Here is a 19583-nt window from a genome sequence, read left to right on the forward strand (position 1 = left end):
CATTCCTCAAGAGTGTTTTTTGGTGCGCTTATATTGAACTCAGGTATTCCAAGAATATAAGCCCGCGTTCTTCAGTTACAGCAGAGTGATCTCTTCCGCAGTATTGATCTCCGGCAATCCGGCGAGCTTGACCAGTACATCCTGCGGAACAGCCTTGTCAGCAGTCAGCAGCATAATCGCAGCTCCGCCGACAATTTTACGGCCAACCTGCATGGAGGCGATGTTGACGTCGTTCTGGCCGAGCAGTGTACCGACGAGTCCGATGATACCCGGCTTATCGTTATGGGAAATGACGATCTGATGACCTTCCGGAGCGATATCTACCGGGAACTTGTTAACCTGCACAATCCGTTCGCCATAGCCTTGCAGCAGGGTTCCGGCAACCAGGCGTTCTTCGTCATGCTCAGCCTTGAGTGTAACAGTAATAAGGTTAGTGAAGCCCTTGGTCTTGGAAGCCTTGGTCACTACTACGTTAACATCACGCGTCTTTGCCAGGTGCATGGAGTTGACGATGTTAACATCCCCGGCAAAATGGCGGGAGAGCACGCCTTTGACAATATAGCGGGTCAGCGGCTGCGTATCCACGTCGGAGAGGTCACCGGCATATTCCACATGAATCTCGCGGATCGCTCCATCCGTAATCTGAGTCACGAAGCTGCCGAGCTTCTCGCCGAGGGTGAAGTAAGGCTGGAGCTTGTTCATTACACTAGGAGCAACCGGAGGGATGTTCACGGCGTTAATGAACGGTTCGTTGCGCAGAATATGCAGCACTTGCTCCGATACATCGATCGCAACATTCTCCTGGGCTTCAACAGTAGAAGCACCCAAATGCGGAGTCACGATAATCTTCGGATGCGAGAGGAACGGGTGATCCGCTTCCGGCGGCTCTTTCTCAAAGACGTCAAAGGCTGCACCGGCAACAATACCGCTGTCGATAGCTTCAACCAGCGCCATCTCATCAATTACACCGCCGCGGGCACAGTTGATGATGCGCATTCCTTTTTTCATGACTTCAAATTGCGGACGGGAGATCATGTGGCGGGTTTCCGGTGTCAGCGGTGTGTGAACAGTAATGAAGTCTGCTCCCCGGACGATGTCATCTACCGAAGCCAGCTTTACTTCCAGTTTCTCCGCACGGTCTGCAGTCAGGAAGGGGTCGTAGGCCAGAATATCCATTCCAAAAGCCTTGGCCCGTTTGGCCACTTCGCTGCCGATCCGTCCCATGCCGAGCACACCCAGCGTTTTGCCGCGCAGCTCTACGCCGAGGAAAGTCTTTTTGTCCCATACGCCGGAAATGGTCTTGGCATAGGCTTGAGGAATGTGACGGGCCAGAGCCATCATCATGGCAAAGGCATGCTCACAGGTGGTAATCGTATTTCCGTCCGGAGCATTAATGACCACTACACCGCGTTGTGTAGCTGCCTCCAGCTTAATATTGTCCACACCGACCCCGGCACGGCCAATCACTTTAAGATTAGTACCGGCTGCGATAATTTTCTCAGTCACGGTTGTCTGGCTGCGAACGAGTAAGCCGTCGTATTCGCCGATGATTGCAATAAGCTCGTCTTCACTAAGTCCTGTTTTTTTGTCCACAGTCACATCGCTTGCGTCCATCAATTGCTGAATGCCCAAATCACTGATCGGATCCGATACTAATACTTTAAACATGGTCTCTTGTCCTCCTTCAAATTGGAAAGCCTATTATATATGCCAAGGATTCCCTGGTGGGGTAATCCGCAGTACCAGATTCATACAAAAGAATGAAATTTGTCGGAACAACGGGGCAACGCGTTGTCGCATAAAAGAAAAGGCATGCAGAAGTGCTGATTCAGGCAGCGTATGGGCGGGTAGGCAGATTTAGAGAATCCGGGTACAAAAAAAACTCCCTACCCCATACTACTGCCGTAGTAAGGGACGAGAGTTCTCGTGGTACCACCCTAATTCACTGCAACGGTTAAGAAGCAGCCTCATTGGCCTGAATAGGCCACACTGGTAACGGAGGTGATCCGATTGTATCTACTCAAGGTTCAATACAATATCTCAGGAGCGCTAAAGATTTCCGTCTGCCACCGGTTTGCACCATCCACCGGCTCTCTGAAGACATCAGTAATCTTTGTTCCATCATCGGTTTTGCTTGATTAATTTTTCATAATGTAACATGGTGATGCCAAGTGTGTCAATAGGCTTCTTCTGCGGCGGGCCGCCTTGAAGTGAGCCCTGTTTTTCGTTATGATGCAATAACTGGTCCTACTCATAGAAGAAAGGGAGCTGAGGCATCGTTTCCTTGCCGTAATATTGCTCCCGCCATTTAATGAAGTCCTGCTCCTGCACAGCACCGGTAGAAATGAGCAGGCTGACCGACGACTGGATATCCCCAAGCTTCAGGGAACTGGCGGTTCCGGAATAGATCATATCGTCGATCTTGGCTGTAATATCCTGCGGGTCATAGCCGGCATAAATTCCGCGGTTCAGCATTATGTTTGCGATAGAAGCATTCTTGAGGAGCAAAGGCATCTTTTTCCACTGAATGAAAGTCAGTGTCTTCAGTTCCCCGGATGCATCGGGTATAGCAGAGTTGGCCTTGGCCCCCCACTTCAGCATAGAATCATAGAAGTTCTTCTGGGCCGTCAGTCCGAATTTCACAGCGCTGGCGGTGAAATTATCACTTCTCAACAGCTTGGCGGCTTCGGCTCCTGAAGATCCGGCAGTGACCTTCCCTGAAGCCTGTGAGAAGAGAGTCAGGCTCTTAAGGACGTTAAGCTGTGACTCATACAGCAGCGGCGAATTGGTGAAGAGGGAATCCTGCGTGACCTTGTCATACTGCTTGTCCGCCAGAATGCTGAGGTTCTTCAACGTTGCCGCGTTCTGCCGTGCATCTGTGCTGCGTGCAAGGCTGTCCACCTGATCGTTCCAGTTGCGCTTGAATTCCCGATAGGGCAAAAATACGTTATGATAGAACGTAACAAGATCCTGCTGCTGGTAGGAGCCGGAGAATTCCTCCGTAACTTCATGCCCGGCCAGCTGTGCATATTTGGCCTCCGTTTTGTCTGCTCCAACCTTTACTCCCGTAAAAAATGAGGCGAATGCGGATATTAGAAACAATATAAAACCTAGTGTGTACAACATTTGAGTGCGGGAGGTACGGCTGTTCATAATTAGTGCTCCTTCGTATAGGGAAATTATCTTATGTAAAAATATTAAAGAACAGGCAGGTTACGATGAAAAAATTCAAATTGGGTGAAATCAAAATCAAAAAGGCTGATCCTCAGCAGTTAACGGACAAGCTGCTGTTAATTAATCTGTATATTACTCAGGGCCTTACTCTATTTATCGGTTTGATATGGATATTATTACAGAAAAGAAATCCTATTCACATATTAAATTTTCCGGAGAATGCACATTTTGTGTTTTGGGGCCTTGGACTTGCTGCTGTTATGCTGGTTGTTGATTTCCTGCTGACCCATATTGTACCTGAGGACAGCATGGATGACGGAGGGATTAATGAGCTGCTGTTCGGCAACCGTCCTTTGTGGCATATTATTGTCATTGCGGCGATTGTCGCAGTATGCGAAGAGCTATTGTTCCGTGGTGCCATACAGCATTCACTGGGGCCATACTGGACGAGCATTCTCTTCGCTGTTATTCATGTGCGTTATCTGCGCCACTGGATTCCAACCGGCTGGGTATTTCTCAGCAGCTACGGTCTCGGCTACATCTATATCCATTCCGGCAGTCTATGGGCACCGATCCTGTGCCACTTCCTCATAGATTTGTTCTCAGGAATGGTGATTCGTTACAGGAGGGCATCATGAGCGAAGAACTAAGCCGGGTAAGGTCCCGCCAGAAACAGTATAAGGGCGGAGGACAGTCTCCTGTCAAAGAAAATAATGGAAATGGTTCTTCCGAATCAGCTGCCGGACAGCTGGAGGCTCCAGTCCCTGCTCCAGGAACTTTATCGAGAAAGGTCCGACATGCTGAGAAGCAGACTTCCAGGAAACCGAAGCGTGAAGTGGAGCAGCAGGAAGGAGAGGCAACTCCCTCCCGGGCGCAGAGTTATCCGTCAGAACGAATCCGTTTCAGCAAAATGTTTATTAACTCGCTGATCGTCATATTTGTAATGCTGCTCGCTTTTCTATTGTTCTGGGGAATAAAAGGAGCACCTCCGCTGCATGAGCTATGGCAATGATGTGGCTGCTGATTCTCTTGAGCGCTTGTGCTGGAGCGGCGGGGACTGCGGGTATAGTCATGGTTGCCGCAGCCTTCAAAAAACGCATTATTGCCGAGGAAATAGTGCTGGACAGACTGCCGGCTGCTTTTGACGGCTTCCGTATTCTGTTCATTACCGATATTCACCGCCGCCGTCTTCCGGCTGCCATGCTGGCACCGCTCCGCGGGAAGGTGGATGCAGTCTTCCTGGGCGGCGATCTGACGGAAAAGGGCAGTCCGGCGGAGCGCCTGCTGGATAATATGACGCTTACAGCATCTCTGGCGCCTGTCTACGCAGTTCATGGCAATCATGATTACCGGGCGAATATCTCGCTTGTCGATAATATCATCCGCGGCAGCGGAGCCAGACTGCTGCTGGATGAGAATGTGACTATTGAACGGTCCGGGTCAAGGGTAATACTCACCGGCATGGATTTCCCGAGAAAAGGCGGCAAGAAGGCTTATGCAGCACTGCCGCCCGTGGCTGCCGCAGATACAGAGCTCCTGCGGATCATCCTGGTGCATGATCCGCTGTGGCTGTCCCAGCAGCAGGAGGTGCCCGCTGATCTGATATTGGCTGGACACACACATGGAGGACAAGTGGTGCTTCCCTTTATCGGAAGCAGGCATGGTGATGAATTCTACCGTCACTATAATGCCGGCATGTACGAAATTCCCGGGTACGGGACTGCCGCTCACCCGCTGAAGCTGCTGATCAGCCGTGGCTTCGGTACTGCGCACTTACCGCTGCGCTGGGGCAGCCCGGCCGAGATGCATGTACTTACACTCCGCTGCAGGCAGAATTAACACTTATAAACAATTAAGAGACTGCCTCAAAAGCCATGTAATGGCTTCTGAGAAGTCTCCTTTTTTTGAGTAAGATCAACGTTTTGCACTTGATTGGACGCTCCGCGAACGGACCGTTGTTCCAATCGCTGTGCTCTCCAGATTTTTTTCATTCCCCTTGGCGGTGAAAATCCGGAGACCAAGGCGACCGCTACCGCTTTTCCACAATCAGTCCGTCCTCTCCACAAGATCAACGTTTTGCACTTGATTGGACGCTCCGCGAACGGACCGTTGTTCCAATCGCTGTGCTCTCCAGATTTTTTTCATTCCCCTTGGCGGTGAAAATCCGGAGACCAAGGCGACCGCTACCGCTTTTCCACAATCAGTCCGTCCTCTCCACTGTTTAAGCGAAAAACGAATCTTCAATCTTAAAAAACACACATTAAAAGAAACCGCTCGGCAGCGACCCGACTTTCGAACGCTTAATTAATTGCTTCCGCTCTGAGCGGATGGATGAGGAATGTCCTCAAAGCGGTATATAACGCCGTGCTTCGGTTTCTGGCGAGGCGAATGCCAATTGCTACACCTTTGTTTGGGGCAACGCTGCACCAAGTATGCAGGAAATGGGGGAGTGGTAGTGTATTTGGACAACTGAAGTATAATTGGGGCTTCCGGTGCGCTCTGCTTCGCACATGGAAAAAGTGACGCTTGGGGTCGGTTGGCTTTCGCTTGCCGATCCTATGCTAAAGCAAGCCACGGTGGATCAAAAACGCAAGGCCGTGATTCTCCAATAACAGGAGAATCACGTGATTCTCCAATAACAGGAGAATCACGGCCTTGCTGTCTTTTTACTGGCTTTTGAATAAATATGGGCTGTTTCTTTAGTTGAAAATCTACTTATGAGACAGCCTCTTGCTGTTTTGCGGTTTTCAGATAGACTTAACGCATTTTCAGTTCAATGCTGCGCGGATCGACAAAGCTGTAGCCTTTGCCCTCAAGCGTAGTCAGCAGTGTATCCAGCGCTTCCACGGTCCACGGGAGCTCATGCATCAGAATATTGCTGCCGGAATGCAGCTGGCTGGTAACATTTGTGATCAGCTTTTCCGTTTTATTCGTGTCCTTTTCCTTCATCTCCCAGTCCAGCGAGCCGACAGACCAGGTCATATAGAGCAGTCCGTTGTCAGCGGCGATTTTTTTGCCGACGTCACCGCCAGCACCGTGCGGCGGGCGGAAGAACACGGGAGTCTCACCGGTGACCTCCTTGACAATATTCTGCACATCTTCAATCTGTTTCTTTACTTCCGCCTCGGATTTATCCTTCAGCACAATGTGATCCCAGCTGTGATTCCCGATAATGCCGCCGCGGTTATGAATCAGCTCAAGCAGCTCAGGATGCTCCTTCACCCGGTACCCGTTGACGAAGAAAATGGCTTTAGCCTTGTGCTTGTCCAGCGTATCCATCAGCGGATTGATTAGTTCCGCATCCTTGGGCCCGTCATCGAAGGTCAGCAGGACGACCTTTTTGTTGGTTGCGGCATCGTTCGAGATGATGTCGTAGTTTTTGTTCATATGGTACAGCAGCGGTATTTCCTCTGAAGCTGCTGCCCCGGTTGGCTGAGCGGTTGCTGTAACTGCCGCATCCGCTGTTGCGGCAGGCGTTGTCTGCGCGGCGGGGGATTCACCGGCAGGAGAGTCCGTCTGAGCCGGAGCAGAGGCAGGCTGGTCAGTGGCAGGCTGTACTGTAGCCGGAGGCTGTGATGCGTTCCCCGCAGCGGTGTTGCCTGTATTCACGTCGTTGTTGCTGCAAGCTGACAGCAGAAAAGCAGCCAGGAGCAGCAGTGTTGTTGCTTTACCCACTTTTTTCATCTCGCTTTCTTGTTGTTTGGCTGTATGAGCCGGAATCTTTCCGCGAACACTAAGCATGATTTTACCATACAAGGAGGTTAGAGATATGAATACTTCGTCATTTCTATGCGGAGTGCTGATGGGTGCGGCCGCCAGTATGATTATGTCCAAAAAACGCAGCGCCATGATGTCTTCACTGCTTCACACGGGCGGTTCTTCAGAAAGTGCCGGTGAGAAAGCCAAGGACAAAATTATGGGAATGGCTATGACCGGCTTCGGAAGTACCGCTGAGGGCAGCAGCCATGATAACGGCTCCCATGCTTCCGGCAGCAGCGAACACAAGAAGGAGGATTCACCGGTGAAGTCCAAAGAATCCAACCTGAATATGCTCAAAGACTTCATCCGCAGCAATCCCGATGTGAAACATGAAGTAGAACAGATTCTCAAGGATACACATACAGCCATACCGGGATTGTAACCGGAATAGGCCGCTGCAGAATCATTTTGGGGACACCAAAGTCGCCAGAATGATTCTTTTTTCTGCCCGCGAAGAGGTTTCGGATACATGCATGTGCATACAACGAAAAGGCGGTGAAGCCGGGCTTTGCAGATATTGGGCAGTTAATTGGGCCTTTTCTATATTTATTTACGTGCATTTGTAGCGTCAAAATGATAACATACATACATAGTAACCATTTTTGGCTCATTACTCGGGACTCATCATACATTAATACTAAATGAGCTTGCAAAAGGAGGATCCTGTCATGAGAATAGAGCGATTAAGTCAAGATAAGATACGGATTTTCCTCACTTTTGACGACCTGAGCGAGCGGGGCATCCAGAAGGAAGACATGTGGCAGGAAGTTCCCAAGGTGCACGACCTCTTTACGGAAATGATGGATCAGGCGTACAGTGAACTTGGTTTTGACGCTACGGGTCCGCTTGCCGTGGAAGTGTTCGCATTGCCCGCGCAAGGCATGGTCGTTATTGTGACCCGGGGGAAATATGATCACCATTCGTACGGTGGTCCCGGGGAAGATGAATTGCCTGAAGAGATTTACGAGATGGAAGTTACTCTTGAACAAAGCGACTCCATTGTGTATGCATTCCGCGATTTTGAGGTTCTGGTTGAAGCGGCCCATGTGCTCATCGGCAATATTACTTCTCAAGGACAGCTGTATTCTTATAATGATAAATGGTATCTCTACTTTGATCCGAAGGAATTCGAAGAAGCGGCATTATCGGGTCTTGTAGGCGTGCTTGCAGAGTTTGGAGATTCATCTCCGGTTACTCAGGCTGTTCTGGCTGAATACGGCAAGACAGTGATGGCGGAGAATGCAATCGAGACCTTATGCACTCATTTTAAACGCCAGGAATAAAGACGGAGAAGGGCAAGGAAGCATCGGCTTAACTGCCCTTCCCTGAGGTTTTGCTGACGGGAGACGATCGTATTTAAGGACGGGCAGTAGTTCAGCCCTGGATTGAAATTCAGAAAGATACTAGTTTTTAGGCGCGGGGGAGGCTATTCGGTGCTTTTGTTATCGGTCATTTCGTCAGCAGTGGCACCGGGACTTGCGCTGCTGACTTTTTTCTATCTGAAAGACAAGTATGATCAGGAGCCGCTCCACATGGTGCTGAAGGTGTTCCTGCTCGGCCTGATTATAGTACTGCCGGTGATGATTATCCAGAGAGGTCTTGTGCTTGGTCTGGACGGCGGCCCTTATGTAGATTCGTTTCTGATCTCCTCCGGCGTGGAGGAAGGTCTGAAGTGGTTTGTGCTGTACCATATGATTTACAATCATACCGAATTTGACGAGCCCTATGATGGAATACTATACGCCGTGGCGATTTCGCTCGGCTTCGCAACGATAGAGAATGTAATGTATGCCTGGTACAGCAATGCTTCAATCGGTTCAATGGTCATGAGGGCGCTGCTCCCGGTATCCGGCCATGCCATGTTTGGCGTGATTATGGGATATCATATGGGGAGGGCCAAGTTTTCAAAAGGAGTCAAGACCAGAGGGATTCTGCTTATTTCCCTGCTGCTGCCATGGCTCTGGCACGGGATTTATGATTTTATACTGACAACTACGGCTAATTATTGGATCTGGTTCATCGTGCCCCTGATGGCTGTTTTATGGTACGGAGGGATGGGCAAGGTGGCGCGGGCCAACAGCCGCTCCCCGTTTCGTTTTTTGAAGCGGGAGGAAGAGGTTAACCTATAATAGAGATGGACACACTTAATCCTACAAGGCAGTTCCGTAAGGCTAGGAATTCCAGAGAGGAGAGGGGTGTCTTTTTTTGCGTGTAAAAGTTCGGATTGTCTGCAAACAGTGCGGCGAAACCTACATATTAAGAGGAAACAAGGAGCAGGGAGTCATTCAGACCGGCTTCAAGCAATGCTTGTGCAGCAGTGTCAGCGGCTTCGATATTGAAGAGCGCGCCTGACAGCTGTTAACCGAATAGAAGAATTTCTATTTCTCCCTGAAACGCCCCGTCCTTTAAAGACCGGCGCAGCTGTTTCCACATGGGTGCATAAGACTTCTCAGTTATTGTCAAACTAACGGCAATAAGCTACTGAAAGGAGTTTGGTGGACCTATGTACAAAAGATTAAGCGCCATAATGTTCCCGCTGACCGCACTCTTGCTGCTTGGAGCACTGGTCTGGGGGTATCAGGAGAACCAGGAGAAGAATTCGATTCTGATCAAAGCGGAGAACCAATATCAGCGTGCGTTCCATGATCTGTCCTATCATGTGGAGCGGCTTCATGGAGAGCTGGGTAACACGCTGGCAGTCAACACAACCTCCAACGGAATGCACCGCAAGGGTCTGGTGAATGTATGGCGGATTACGAGCGAGGCGCAGAACGAGATCAACCAGCTGCCGCTTACGCTGCTGCCGTTCAGTGAGACGGAGGAATTCCTCTCGAAGATCTCCAATTTCTCCTATAAGGCAGCGGTACGGGATTTCACCAAGAAGCCGCTGACCGAAGGTGAAATGGCTAACTTGAAGACACTTTATGCGAATTCGGCGGAGATCTCCAAGGATCTGCAGGATGTCCAGAACAAAGTCATCAGCAACAGGCTGCGCTGGATGGACGTCGAAACGGCACTTGCTACAGAGGAGAAAGCGGAAGACAACACGATCATCGACGGGTTCAAAACAGTTGACAAGCGGGTTGCTGCCTATCCTGAGCTGGACTATGGCCCTTCGGTAGCAAGCATCTATGATAAGCGTTCAGTCAAGAAGCTGGGCGGCAAGCCCGTCACAGCAGAGCAGATCAAAGCCAAGGCATTGAAATTCGCCGATTTGGGTGGGAATGCAAAAGTGAAGATCCAGGAGAACGGTAAGGGGACCGAATGGGCATCCTACACAGCAACTATTACCTCGGCAGACCACAAAGAGCCGGTCACCATGGATTTCACGGCTGAAGGCGGACTGCTGATCTCCTACAATGACAACCGTGAAGTGGGTCCGGCCAAGGTGTCCATGAAGCAGGCCGTGGAGAAGGCGGGTAAGTTTCTGGAGAAGAAGGGTTATCCCGGCATGACCGCAGTCAGTGCAGACAGATATGATAACCTGGGCAACTTAACCTTTGTTACCAGCCAGGACGGTGTCCTGATCTATCCGGAGAAGATGACGGTACGGGTCGGACTGGACACGGGAGAAGCCACCGGATTCCAGGCCAGCGATTATGTGCATGAGCATAAGGAGAAGCGCGTGATTCCTAAGCCGGAGCTGTCCCTGGCCGAAGTCAGAGCCAGGCTGAACCCGGAGTTCAAGGAGCTGTATAACAGGCTGGCCTGGATTGAGAATGAAGATGCTGAAGAACTGCTGACCTATGAATTCGGAGGCAAAATCAACGGCTCACAGTTCCGGATCTACCTGAATGCTGCTGACGGTAATGAGGAAGCGGTAGAGCAGATCCGTACCTCTTCCGGAGCACAGGACAAATAACCGGAGATACAGGCAGAGTAAGCTTAACTTTAAGAAAAGGCGCATTTCCAAAAGTGGAAAGCGCCTTTTTTGCTGGCCGGATAACGGTATTTAACCACTTGGCCCAAATAATATTTCTGACCGGGCATGAAAGGCCATGCTATAATCGGGTTAGCATTAATTACTAACTCAAGCGGCGGTGACAGGTGTGTATCCCAAAATCAACGAATATCTATACCTGCAGGTTGCTTCCAGCGATGCAGCGGAGTCAGAGGTCGAATACCGGGCAAGAATTGCTGACATGGAGGAAGATACTTTTCTGATAGAAATCCCCATGCAGGAGAGTAACGGGCGGCTGAAAAAACTGTTTGTCGGAGATGAGCTGTCTGTTTATTTTCTTACAGAAGGCGGAATTAAAAATTATTTCAACACCCATGTAATTGGCTTCAAGGAAGAGGTTATCCGGATGGTGCGCCTGCGCAAGCCTGCAGTGGAATCCATCTTCAAAATTCAGCGCCGCAGCTTTTTCCGCGTGAATGCCGAGCTGGAGCTCGCTGTTAAAGATTCCTTGGGCAGCCGCTTTCTGGTGCGGACTGAGGATATCGGCGGCGGCGGGACCTCATTCTTAAGCGATGCCAAAATTACTTTGAAGGTTGGAGATAAGCTAGGCTGCTGGCTGCTGGTAGCGTACCGAAACGGCAGCACGGAGCATGTTAATTTCGAAGGTGAAATTGTACGGATCAAGAAGCTCGAAACCGGGCGTAATCTGGTCATGCTGAAGTTTTCGTCCATTTCTGATTCGGAACGCCAAAAAATAATCCGTTACTGTTTTGAACGCCAATTTGATTTCCGTAACCGGTGACGGGACAGTGCGGGGATTCCCCAAAAGGCATCAATATAAGCTTTTTTCTCCTCAAAAACCTCCGAGTCATTTTGCACTGAGGTATAAACTGTGGTATAATTTTATAAGTCGCAGGCAATGCCTGCTTTTTTCTTGATAATATCAGCAAGTCCCTAGAGAGATATGTCGATAGGCATATTTCCTGCGGAAGAGTGTTTGAGGAGGAATGCCCCGTTGGACAGGCAGGGGACACATACTTACGACAGAATTAACGTCGCCATCGACGGACCTGCCGGGGCAGGCAAGAGTACTGTAGCCCGATTGGTAGCACGGGAGCTGTCTTACATTTATGTAGACACGGGTGCGATGTACCGGGCAATCACCTGGTATATGATTCGTGAAGGCATATCTGCGGAGGAGCATGAACTGGTGGATCAGAGGGTCCAGGACATGAATATTGATCTTCTTCCGGAGAAAGACGTGCAGAAAGTGTTGATTAATGGGGAAGACATGACCCCGCATATCCGGAGTCTTCAGGTCAGCGGCCAAGTGTCGCAGTATTCGAAGATCGAGGGTGTAAGATCCAGACTCAGCCAGCTGCAGCGCCAGATGGCACTCCGCAAGGGAGTCGTAATGGATGGCCGGGATATCGGTACAACCGTACTGCCGGATGCCGAAGTGAAGATTTTCATGACGGCAAGTGTGGAGGAGCGTGCTCTCCGTCGTTACAAGGAACTGAAGGATACGGAAACAGTGACTCTCCAGCAGCTTGAACATGATATTGCAGCGCGGGACCGTCTTGACGAGGGCCGTGAGATTTCACCGCTGCGCCGTGCCGAAGACGCTGTTCTTCTGGATACGACCCATATGGATATCAGTCAGGCCGTGGAAGCCATCGTCTCCCACTGCAGAACTTATGTTGACGGGGAGAGAAATCATCTATGATTTATGCAATTTGCTGTGGATTGCTTCGCTTTATTTATGCCATACTGTTCCCGCTTAAGATTGTGGGAAGAGAAAATGTGCCAAAGGAGGGCGGAGTCCTGCTCTGCGCAAATCACATCAGCCTGCTCGATCCGATGACGATTGGGATTAAGCTGAAACGACAGGTGAAATACATGGCCAAGGCGGAGCTCTTTACTGTTCCTGTATTAGGCTGGCTCATTAAGCAACTGGGGGCTTTTCCTGTCAAACGTGGCGGCGTAAGCAAAGAATCCATAAAAACGGCCCTTAATACGCTTCGCGGCGGAAATGTTATGGGCATCTTTCCGGAAGGCACGCGCAACTCTGACTCCGGTGCAGCTAAGAAAGGCGCAGCAAGTTTTGCCCTTCGCAGCGGCGCAGCCGTTGTACCTGCAGCTATTATCGGATCTTACAAGCCCTTTCGCCGGATGACTGTTGTTTACGGGGCTCCCATAGATCTCAGTTCGTTTGAAGGAGCAGGAAGTGAATCTCTGGAAGCGGTAACCGATGTTATTATGGGTCGTATCCACGAGATGGTCCGAACAGGCAAGCCCAGTACGCGTTAAGCCCGGGCGCCCTGCATCTGCGAATCGCAGATGATTAATAGCATAACCGCTATTTTTTGGAACATACTAACGTACAAAGTGCAATTGATGATTGTTTTGAACTCTGCTATACGCGGGTTTAAATAAATGGGGTTTTGAATCGAGGAGGGTAATCACATGTCTGAAGAAATCAAAAATCAAGAAGCTGCGGATAACGTTGAGAACAACGAAACCGTGGAAGCAACAGAAGCTGTGGAATCCGCAGAAGCTGTTACGGGTACCGAAGAAGAAGTGACAAGCCAAGAAGGCCTGGAAATCATTTCTTTGAAAAAAGGCGATACCGTGAAAGGAACGATCGTCAAAATCGAAGATAACCAAGCTTATGTAAGCATTGGATATAAATACGACGGCGTCATTCCTATTCGCGAATTGTCTTCCGTACAACTGGACAATGCCGCAGCAGCGGTAGAAGTCGGACAAGAAGTGGAATGCAAGGTTGTCAGCATCAACGACAACAAGGAAAGCCTGGTTCTTTCCAAACGTGCAATCGACAGCGAGAAATCATGGGAGGATCTTGAGAAATACTTCGCTTCCCAGGAATCGTTCGAAGTTACTGTGGCTGACGTTGTCAAAGGCGGCCTCGTGGCTGATGTTGGCGCGCGCGGATTCATTCCGGCTTCCATGGTTGAGCGTCACTTCGTTGAAGATTTCAGCGACTACAAAGGCCGCACATTGCGTGTGAAAGTGAAAGAACTTGACCGTGAGAACAGCAAGGTTATTCTTTCCGCCAAAGAAGTTCTGGAAGAAGAATTCGAAGCTAACAAGCAGAAGATCATGTCCGAGCTGTCCGAAGGACAAATCATCGAAGGTACTGTACAACGTCTGACCCAATTCGGCGCATTTGTGGATGTAGGCGGCGTTGACGGTCTGGTTCACGTATCCGAGATCGCCTGGAACCACGTGGAGAAGCCATCCGATGTAGTATCCGAAGGTGATAAGGTTCGCGTAAAAGTACTTAAGGTTGATCCTGAAAAAGGCAAAATCAGCCTCAGCATCAAAGCCGCTGCTCCGGGTCCTTGGGATTCCGCAGCCGGCCAAATCAACATCGGCGATGTAGTTACAGGCGAAGTTAAACGCCTTGTAAACTTCGGCGCATTCGTTGAACTGCTTCCAGGCGTTGAAGGCCTTGTGCACATTTCCCAGATCTCCCACAAGCACATTGGCACTCCGCATGAAGTGCTCAAAGAAGGACAGGAAGTACAAGTGAAAGTGCTTGACTTCAATCCATCCGAGAAGCGCGTAAGCCTCAGCATTAAGGAAACCGAAGAAGCTCCGGCTCCTACGGCTAGACCTGAACGCAGCAACAGCAGAGACAGAGCGCCTAAAGAAGTGCTGAACAATCCTAACGTATCGCTCAGCAATGAAGGCCTCAGCTTCACACTGGCTGAACGTTTCGGCGACAAGCTGGACAAATTCAAGGGTAACAACTAATCCCTTTGTTATTTCATCATAACGGGTAAAGTAATCGGCGAGCCCTCGATAAGAGGGTTCGCCGATTGTGTTTTACAGGCAAGTACGGAGCGGCAGAACAGTTGTAAGACTGTTAGCCAATTGTATTGTTTTTTGCTATGATGAGTAACGTAAGGAAGACAGGAGGAATGAATATGGCAAGACCCGTTGTGGCCATCGTTGGCAGGCCTAACGTCGGTAAATCGACGATTTTTAACAGGCTGATTGGCGATAGACTGGCCATTGTAGAAGATAAACCGGGGATTACACGTGACCGGATATACGGAGTTTCAGATTGGAACGGTAAATCCTTCAGTGTGATTGATACCGGGGGGATTGAAATTGACGGTGAAGACGCCATTCTGAAGTCGATCCGCGTTCAGGCGGAGCTGGCAATCGAAGAAGCGGATGTCATCGTCTTTATGTGCGAAGCGAAGAGCGGACTTACGAGTTCGGATGAAGAAGTTGCACAGATTCTTTTCCGTTCCGGCAAGCCGATCGTTCTGGCTATTAATAAAGTGGATAACATGAAGCGCACCGAAGATATTTATGAATTTTACAGCCTTGGAATTGGCGATCCGATTGGGATTTCAGGAAGCCACGGAACCGGAATCGGAGATTTGCTGGATGCGGTTGTTGAACGTCTGCCGGATAAGACCGAGGTGGAATATGAGGATGATGTCATTCGAGTGGCATTGATCGGTCGTCCGAATGTAGGGAAATCCTCGCTGGTGAATGCTATTCTTGGTGAAGAACGCGTCATTGTCAGCGATGTTGCGGGTACTACACGCGATGCGATCGATACACCGTTTGAACGGGATGGCCAGCGTTATGTGCTCATTGATACTGCGGGCATGCGTAAACGCGGTAAGGTCTATGAAAACACGGAAAAATACAGCGTGATGAGAGCCATGAAGGCTATTGAGCGTGCTGATGTTGTACTGGTCGTAATCAACGGTGAAGAAGGCATTATCGATCAGGACAAGCATATTGCCGGTTATGCCCATGATGCGGGCAAAGCTTCTATCTTTGTCGTCAACAAATGGGATGCCATTGAGAAAGACGATAAGACGATGCAGAATTTCGAACGCAATATCCGTGATCACTTCCTGTTCATGAGTTATGCGCCAGTGGTGTTCCTGTCTGCGCTTACCAAACAGCGCCTGCAGAAGCTGCTGCCGGTCGTGCAGCATGTCGCACAGCAGCATGCACTCCGGATTACCACGCATCTGGTGAACGATGTGGTATCCGATGCAGTAGCGATCAATCCTCCGCCGACAGACAAAGGACGCCGTCTGCGCATCAATTATGTAACCCAGGTTGCTACGAAGCCGCCGACAATCGTGGTATTCGTCAACGATCCTTCGCTGATGCACTTCTCCTATGAGCGTTATCTGGAGAACAAGCTGCGCGCGGCATTCAATTTCGAAGGCACACCGATCCGTCTCTTTACACGGCGCAAATCCGAAAACGAAGGTTAGGGGAGAAGAGTAGTGGCGTTTGAACTTCTGGTTATCGTTGTAAGCTATTTGCTTGGCTCTATCAGCTTCAGTGTATTGCTCGCCCGGCTGCTTAAAGGCATTGATATCCGCCAATATGGAAGCGGCAATGCGGGAGCAACCAATACACTGCGTGTGATGGGGAAGGGACCGGCCATACTGGTGCTGTTTCTGGACGTACTGAAGGGAATTGCCGCAGTCTGGCTTGGAACATGGGCCGGCGGCTGGGGAACCTGGATTGCAGTGGGCTGTGGGATCGCTGCCATCATCGGGCATAATTGGCCGCTCTATTTTCACTTTCGCGGAGGGAAGGGCATTGCAACGACAATTGGCGTAATGGCTACGCTTGTATTTTGGCCTGCACTGATTGCGGGCTTGATTGCTATTCTGGCAATCGTTCTGACCCGGTATGTGTCGCTGGGTTCTCTGATCTTCGTGGCATTGACACCGGTATTCCTGTTGTTTACCGGGTTCACAACGCCTGAGCTGTGGGGCAGCCTGATTATCGCACTGTTTGCGTTCTGGCGTCACCGCAGCAATATACTCAAGATTTCACAGGGCCGGGAGAACAAAATCGGCTCCAAAGTTAAGGAGGCGAATCGCGTTGTCTGATAAAGTAACCGTGCTGGTCGCGGGCAGTTGGGGAACTGCGCTGGCCACTGTGCTGGCGGCTAACCACTCGGAGGTTTATCTGTGGACGCGAAAGCCGGAACAAGCTGCCGAGATTAATGAAGCCCATACGAATCATCATTTTCTGCCGGGAATCACTCTTCCTGCGAACATTATTGCCACTACGGACATGGAGACGGCTGTTTCCGGTTCGAAGGCAGTAGTTATTGTTGCGCCTTCTTCCGGGATGCGGCAGGTTGCGCACAGCCTGAAGCCCTTCTGGAAGGAAGATATGCTCTGTATTCATGCTACGAAGGGCTTTGAGACGGAGAGCATGAAGCGTATGTCGACAGTGATCTCAGAAGAGCTCGGCTGCAATGAAAGTCAGGTCGTTGTCCTCTCCGGTCCGAGTCACGCGGAGGAAGTAGTACGGCTCTGTCCGACTACCGTTGTGGTGGCTTCACCTGACGATAGCCGTGCTGCTGCAGCGCAAGGGCTGTTCATTAACAATGACTTCCGGGTTTATACAAACCGCGATCAGGTCGGCGTAGAGCTGGCTGGCGCACTGAAGAATATTATCGCGCTGGGGGCAGGGCTATCCGACGGGCTGGGCTTCGGGGACAATGCCAAAGCAGCGCTTCTTACCCGCGGCTTGGCCGAGATTTCCCGCGTCGGCGTAGAGCTTGGGGCGAACCCGCTGACCTTCTCCGGCCTTGCCGGACTCGGTGACCTTGTAGTGACGGCGACCAGCCAGCACAGCCGCAACTGGCGTGCCGGTTCCATGCTGGGCCAGGGCAAGCCGCTGGCAGAGGTGCTGGAGTCCATGGGCATGGTAGTGGAGGGTATCCGGACAACGGAAGCTGCTTATGCGATATCGCTTAAATTAGGCGTGCAGATGCCGATTACGGACCAGATTTATCATGTGCTGTTCAAGGGAAGAACACCGCGTAATGCGGTGGAAGCCTTGATGGGCCGTGACCGCAAGACAGAGATGGAAGCCATTTCACAGGAAACCTGGGAGCAATGGCATTCCTGATCGCGTTCACCTTTTGCCGGAGAGCCTCATATGTTGTATTGGGGATTGACGGAGGAGGGATGAATAGTGAGCAGAGATTTTTCCAAGGATGCTTTGAACGCCATTAACAAGAAGGCGGGCAAGAACATTACGGAAGGTGCCATCAAGAAGCTGGCCGGGACGGTCAAGCCGGGCACCACGCAGAATGAAGCCCAGCTCCGCCAGTTAATTAAGCAGGTGTCAGCAATGGCCAAAGTGCCAGTCAGTGAAGCAACCGTGCAGGAAATCATCAATGCCGTTAAAAAAGGCGGAGCGGGTTCCGGTTCGATGGAGTCTTTAATGAAAATGCTGCTGAAAAAATAGCATATCATGCATAAAGGAGCCACCCCTCCAGGGCTGGCAAATTGCTTGTCTGCTTGTGTAGGGCAAAAACCCGGGAATCTAGCCAGATTCCGAGGTTTTTGCTCTTTTTTTAATATAAAGACTTATAAAATCTAAAGTTTCACGCTATAATAGTCGCAATCCGGGTATAGTGAAATGGAGGCGCATGGACCATGGATCCGATGACGAAAATGTGGCTGTCTCTGATTGCGGTACTGATTATGGGTTTATCCGTTTTTTTGATTACATTTGCACGCAGCAGGACCAAAGGCTGGCTTAGAGGCGTACTATCCGTACTTGCATTTGTGATTATGCTGATCGGGATATTAGGCGGAGCCGCTTCAATTATGTAAGCATTTACAATACACTCAGACAGACGTATTTCTGACAGAATCGATTGATGATTTTACAGGAATGGAGCGTGTGTTGATCTATGACCGGTTCAGGAATCCCCTATGCACTTGAGACAGCACTGGGCAGCATGGTAGAAGAATTAGAATTCTACGGGCTGGGCAAGCCCCCTGAATGGCTTCTGGGAGGGAGCTGCGGGCTGCTGCTGCACGGGGCCCAACTGGCTGTCCCGCCGCGTGATATTGATGTCTATTGCGACCTGAAGGATACCTGGCAGCTTCATCAATCCCTGCTCCGGTATGCAGTCAGTCCGCCGGAAGAGGATTTCAGCGGAAGCTGTTATTCCCTGCGCGCTCTCTATTTCATGGGGGAGGCCAAGGTTGAGCTGGTGGGCGGGTTCAGAATGGGCTGCGGCGAATGGCAATATTCAGTGGATGTCGGCATGCTGCAGCAGTATGCCCCGGTACGCAATTACGAAGGGATTGGCCTTGTGCGTCTGATGCCGGTGGTTCATGAGCTGATATTTAATCTGCTGCGGGGCAGGGACGGGCGCTGCCAGGCAATCGCGGGGCTGATCAAACAGGATATGGCCGCCCATCTGCCGCTGCTGTATCAGCTTATTCAAGAGAACCATCTGGAAGATCACCTGCAGGCGAAGCTGGAGGAATTGCTGGAGATATCCACATCCATACAGATTTAAGATGAACCAAGGAAGGAACAACATCATGGCACCTCATAAAAAAATAAATGTCACTTTCCTGCCCGACACCCGGCGTGTCTCCGTGCCGCATGGAGTATCGCTGCTTGAGGCTGTACACAGAGCCGGAATCGTTCTGCCCACCCGCTGCGGAGGTAAAGCCGGATGCCTGATGTGCAAAGTGTCAATAGATCCTGGAGAGTCAGCAGCGCTGAGACCTCCTTCAGAGGCGGAGAGACGCAAGCTGGGCAGCCTGCTGGATCAAGGCGTCCGTCTGGCCTGCCAGGCCGCTGTCTGGGATGATGTGAGCGTGCACATTCCCGAGGACCCGCTTAAGGCGGCCGTACGCCGCAGACTGGAAGCTGCGCGCCGTGGAGAAGCAGAGGACTTATGGTGATT

General features: G+C 50.6%; 22 protein-coding genes and 1 other annotated feature. Of the genes, 19 read left to right on the top strand and 3 right to left on the bottom strand.

The window, feature by feature from the left end; all coding sequences use genetic code 11:
* Positions 1 to 75: 75 nt before the first annotated feature.
* Together serA and QW71_RS18600 are read right to left on the bottom strand one after the other, a co-directional pair.
* Positions 76 to 1668, bottom strand: coding sequence for a phosphoglycerate dehydrogenase (gene serA, locus QW71_RS18595; RefSeq protein ID WP_039301745.1), 1593 nt, complete (start codon positions 1666 to 1668; stop codon positions 76 to 78).
* 239 nt (positions 1669 to 1907) lie between these two features.
* Positions 1908 to 2134: a binding site (T-box leader), on the bottom strand.
* Between the two features lie 113 nt (positions 2135 to 2247).
* Complete coding sequence (locus tag QW71_RS18600) at positions 2248 to 3153, bottom strand: hypothetical protein (RefSeq protein ID WP_039301748.1); 906 nt, start codon at positions 3151 to 3153, stop codon at positions 2248 to 2250.
* Between the two features lie 65 nt (positions 3154 to 3218).
* Here QW71_RS18600 and QW71_RS18605 point away from each other — a divergent pair, with 65 nt between their 5' ends.
* The 3 genes from QW71_RS18605 to QW71_RS18615 are packed head-to-tail and all read left to right on the top strand — an operon-like array spanning position 3219 to position 5013.
* Complete coding sequence (locus tag QW71_RS18605; RefSeq protein WP_039301751.1) at positions 3219 to 3812, top strand: CPBP family intramembrane glutamic endopeptidase; 594 nt, start codon at positions 3219 to 3221, stop codon at positions 3810 to 3812.
* A complete protein-coding gene (locus QW71_RS18610; RefSeq protein ID WP_039301754.1) occupies positions 3809 to 4186 on the top strand; it encodes a hypothetical protein in 378 nt (125 codons plus the stop codon). The genes QW71_RS18605 and QW71_RS18610 overlap by 4 nt, the downstream gene beginning before the upstream one ends.
* Positions 4183 to 5013: a metallophosphoesterase gene (locus QW71_RS18615; RefSeq protein WP_039301757.1), complete on the top strand. Its 831-nt coding sequence runs from the start codon at positions 4183 to 4185 to the stop codon at positions 5011 to 5013. Before QW71_RS18610 ends, QW71_RS18615 begins: the two co-directional genes overlap by 4 nt.
* A 918-nt stretch (positions 5014 to 5931) precedes the next feature.
* Here the strand turns inward: QW71_RS18615 and QW71_RS18620 are convergent.
* On the bottom strand, positions 5932 to 6858 hold the full coding sequence (locus QW71_RS18620) for a polysaccharide deacetylase family protein (RefSeq protein ID WP_235441497.1): 927 nt from the start codon (positions 6856 to 6858) through the stop codon (positions 5932 to 5934).
* Positions 6859 to 6943: 85 nt separating this feature from the next.
* Between QW71_RS18620 and QW71_RS18625 the strand changes: the two genes are divergently transcribed.
* The 16 genes from QW71_RS18625 (at position 6944) to QW71_RS18695 (ending at position 19581) form a co-directional block, all read left to right on the top strand.
* Positions 6944 to 7315, top strand: coding sequence for a hypothetical protein (locus QW71_RS18625; protein ID WP_039301760.1), 372 nt, complete (start codon positions 6944 to 6946; stop codon positions 7313 to 7315).
* 286 nt (positions 7316 to 7601) lie between these two features.
* On the top strand, positions 7602 to 8216 hold the full coding sequence (locus QW71_RS18630; protein ID WP_039301763.1) for a genetic competence negative regulator: 615 nt from the start codon (positions 7602 to 7604) through the stop codon (positions 8214 to 8216).
* Between the two features lie 150 nt (positions 8217 to 8366).
* Entirely contained in the window at positions 8367 to 9062 is a 696-nt protein-coding gene (gene prsW / locus QW71_RS18635) for a glutamic-type intramembrane protease PrsW (protein WP_039301765.1), read from the top strand.
* 76 nt (positions 9063 to 9138) lie between these two features.
* Entirely contained in the window at positions 9139 to 9285 is a 147-nt protein-coding gene (locus QW71_RS40985) for a hypothetical protein (RefSeq protein WP_171716693.1), read from the top strand.
* Between the two features lie 151 nt (positions 9286 to 9436).
* Positions 9437 to 10795 carry a germination protein YpeB gene (gene ypeB, locus QW71_RS18640; RefSeq protein ID WP_039301768.1) on the top strand — a complete coding sequence of 453 codons (1359 nt, stop codon included), beginning with the start codon at positions 9437 to 9439 and terminating at the stop codon, positions 10793 to 10795.
* Between the two features lie 187 nt (positions 10796 to 10982).
* Entirely contained in the window at positions 10983 to 11636 is a 654-nt protein-coding gene (locus QW71_RS18645) for a flagellar brake protein (protein WP_171716691.1), read from the top strand.
* 213 nt (positions 11637 to 11849) lie between these two features.
* Positions 11850 to 12560, top strand: coding sequence for a (d)CMP kinase (gene cmk / locus QW71_RS18650; RefSeq protein ID WP_039301774.1), 711 nt, complete (start codon positions 11850 to 11852; stop codon positions 12558 to 12560).
* Positions 12557 to 13144 (top strand): 1-acyl-sn-glycerol-3-phosphate acyltransferase, encoded by a 588-nt coding sequence (locus tag QW71_RS18655; RefSeq protein WP_039301777.1) that lies wholly within the window; start codon positions 12557 to 12559, stop codon positions 13142 to 13144. The genes cmk and QW71_RS18655 overlap by 4 nt, the downstream gene beginning before the upstream one ends.
* A gap of 156 nt (positions 13145 to 13300) precedes the next feature.
* On the top strand, positions 13301 to 14614 hold the full coding sequence (gene rpsA / locus QW71_RS18660) for a 30S ribosomal protein S1 (protein ID WP_081970066.1): 1314 nt from the start codon (positions 13301 to 13303) through the stop codon (positions 14612 to 14614).
* A gap of 173 nt (positions 14615 to 14787) precedes the next feature.
* Positions 14788 to 16113 carry a ribosome biogenesis GTPase Der gene (gene der / locus QW71_RS18665; protein ID WP_039301779.1) on the top strand — a complete coding sequence of 442 codons (1326 nt, stop codon included), beginning with the start codon at positions 14788 to 14790 and terminating at the stop codon, positions 16111 to 16113.
* A 12-nt stretch (positions 16114 to 16125) separates the two neighbouring features.
* On the top strand, positions 16126 to 16743 hold the full coding sequence (gene plsY, locus QW71_RS18670) for a glycerol-3-phosphate 1-O-acyltransferase PlsY (RefSeq protein WP_039301782.1): 618 nt from the start codon (positions 16126 to 16128) through the stop codon (positions 16741 to 16743).
* A complete protein-coding gene (locus QW71_RS18675; RefSeq protein ID WP_039301785.1) occupies positions 16736 to 17776 on the top strand; it encodes an NAD(P)H-dependent glycerol-3-phosphate dehydrogenase in 1041 nt (346 codons plus the stop codon). Before plsY ends, QW71_RS18675 begins: the two co-directional genes overlap by 8 nt.
* Positions 17777 to 17842: 66 nt before the next feature.
* Positions 17843 to 18118, top strand: a complete 276-nt coding sequence (locus QW71_RS18680; protein WP_039301788.1) for a stage VI sporulation protein F — start codon at positions 17843 to 17845, stop codon at positions 18116 to 18118.
* A 191-nt stretch (positions 18119 to 18309) separates the two neighbouring features.
* Complete coding sequence (locus QW71_RS18685; RefSeq protein ID WP_039301791.1) at positions 18310 to 18489, top strand: DUF2768 family protein; 180 nt, start codon at positions 18310 to 18312, stop codon at positions 18487 to 18489.
* 80 nt (positions 18490 to 18569) lie between these two features.
* Positions 18570 to 19187 (top strand): hypothetical protein, encoded by a 618-nt coding sequence (locus QW71_RS18690; protein WP_039301794.1) that lies wholly within the window; start codon positions 18570 to 18572, stop codon positions 19185 to 19187.
* Between the two features lie 25 nt (positions 19188 to 19212).
* Positions 19213 to 19581 (top strand): 2Fe-2S iron-sulfur cluster-binding protein, encoded by a 369-nt coding sequence (locus QW71_RS18695; protein WP_039301797.1) that lies wholly within the window; start codon positions 19213 to 19215, stop codon positions 19579 to 19581.
* The last annotated feature ends 2 nt before the right edge of the window (positions 19582 to 19583 follow it).

This window comes from Paenibacillus sp. IHB B 3415 (genome assembly GCF_000802655.2).
Taxonomy (GTDB): Bacteria; Bacillota; Bacilli; order Paenibacillales; family Paenibacillaceae; genus Paenibacillus_AQ; species Paenibacillus_AQ phytohabitans.

Excerpts from the sequence above, each read along its gene's own strand:
- serA (WP_039301745.1), bottom strand. The coding sequence starts at position 1,668 with ATGTTTAAAGTATTAGTATCGGATCCGATCAGTGATTTGGGCATTCAG.
- QW71_RS18600 (WP_039301748.1), bottom strand. The coding sequence starts at position 3,153 with ATGAACAGCCGTACCTCCCGCACTCAAATGTTGTACACACTAGGTTTT.
- QW71_RS18605 (WP_039301751.1), top strand. The coding sequence starts at position 3,219 with ATGAAAAAATTCAAATTGGGTGAAATCAAAATCAAAAAGGCTGATCCT.
- QW71_RS18610 (WP_039301754.1), top strand. The coding sequence starts at position 3,809 with ATGAGCGAAGAACTAAGCCGGGTAAGGTCCCGCCAGAAACAGTATAAG.
- QW71_RS18615 (WP_039301757.1), top strand. The coding sequence starts at position 4,183 with ATGATGTGGCTGCTGATTCTCTTGAGCGCTTGTGCTGGAGCGGCGGGG.
- QW71_RS18620 (WP_235441497.1), bottom strand. The coding sequence starts at position 6,858 with ATGAAAAAAGTGGGTAAAGCAACAACACTGCTGCTCCTGGCTGCTTTT.
- QW71_RS18625 (WP_039301760.1), top strand. The coding sequence starts at position 6,944 with ATGAATACTTCGTCATTTCTATGCGGAGTGCTGATGGGTGCGGCCGCC.
- QW71_RS18630 (WP_039301763.1), top strand. The coding sequence starts at position 7,602 with ATGAGAATAGAGCGATTAAGTCAAGATAAGATACGGATTTTCCTCACT.
- ypeB (WP_039301768.1), top strand. The coding sequence starts at position 9,437 with ATGTACAAAAGATTAAGCGCCATAATGTTCCCGCTGACCGCACTCTTG.
- QW71_RS18655 (WP_039301777.1), top strand. The coding sequence starts at position 12,557 with ATGATTTATGCAATTTGCTGTGGATTGCTTCGCTTTATTTATGCCATA.
- rpsA (WP_081970066.1), top strand. The coding sequence starts at position 13,301 with ATGTCTGAAGAAATCAAAAATCAAGAAGCTGCGGATAACGTTGAGAAC.
- der (WP_039301779.1), top strand. The coding sequence starts at position 14,788 with ATGGCAAGACCCGTTGTGGCCATCGTTGGCAGGCCTAACGTCGGTAAA.
- QW71_RS18685 (WP_039301791.1), top strand. The coding sequence starts at position 18,310 with ATGGATCCGATGACGAAAATGTGGCTGTCTCTGATTGCGGTACTGATT.
- QW71_RS18690 (WP_039301794.1), top strand. The coding sequence starts at position 18,570 with ATGACCGGTTCAGGAATCCCCTATGCACTTGAGACAGCACTGGGCAGC.
- QW71_RS18695 (WP_039301797.1), top strand. The coding sequence starts at position 19,213 with ATGGCACCTCATAAAAAAATAAATGTCACTTTCCTGCCCGACACCCGG.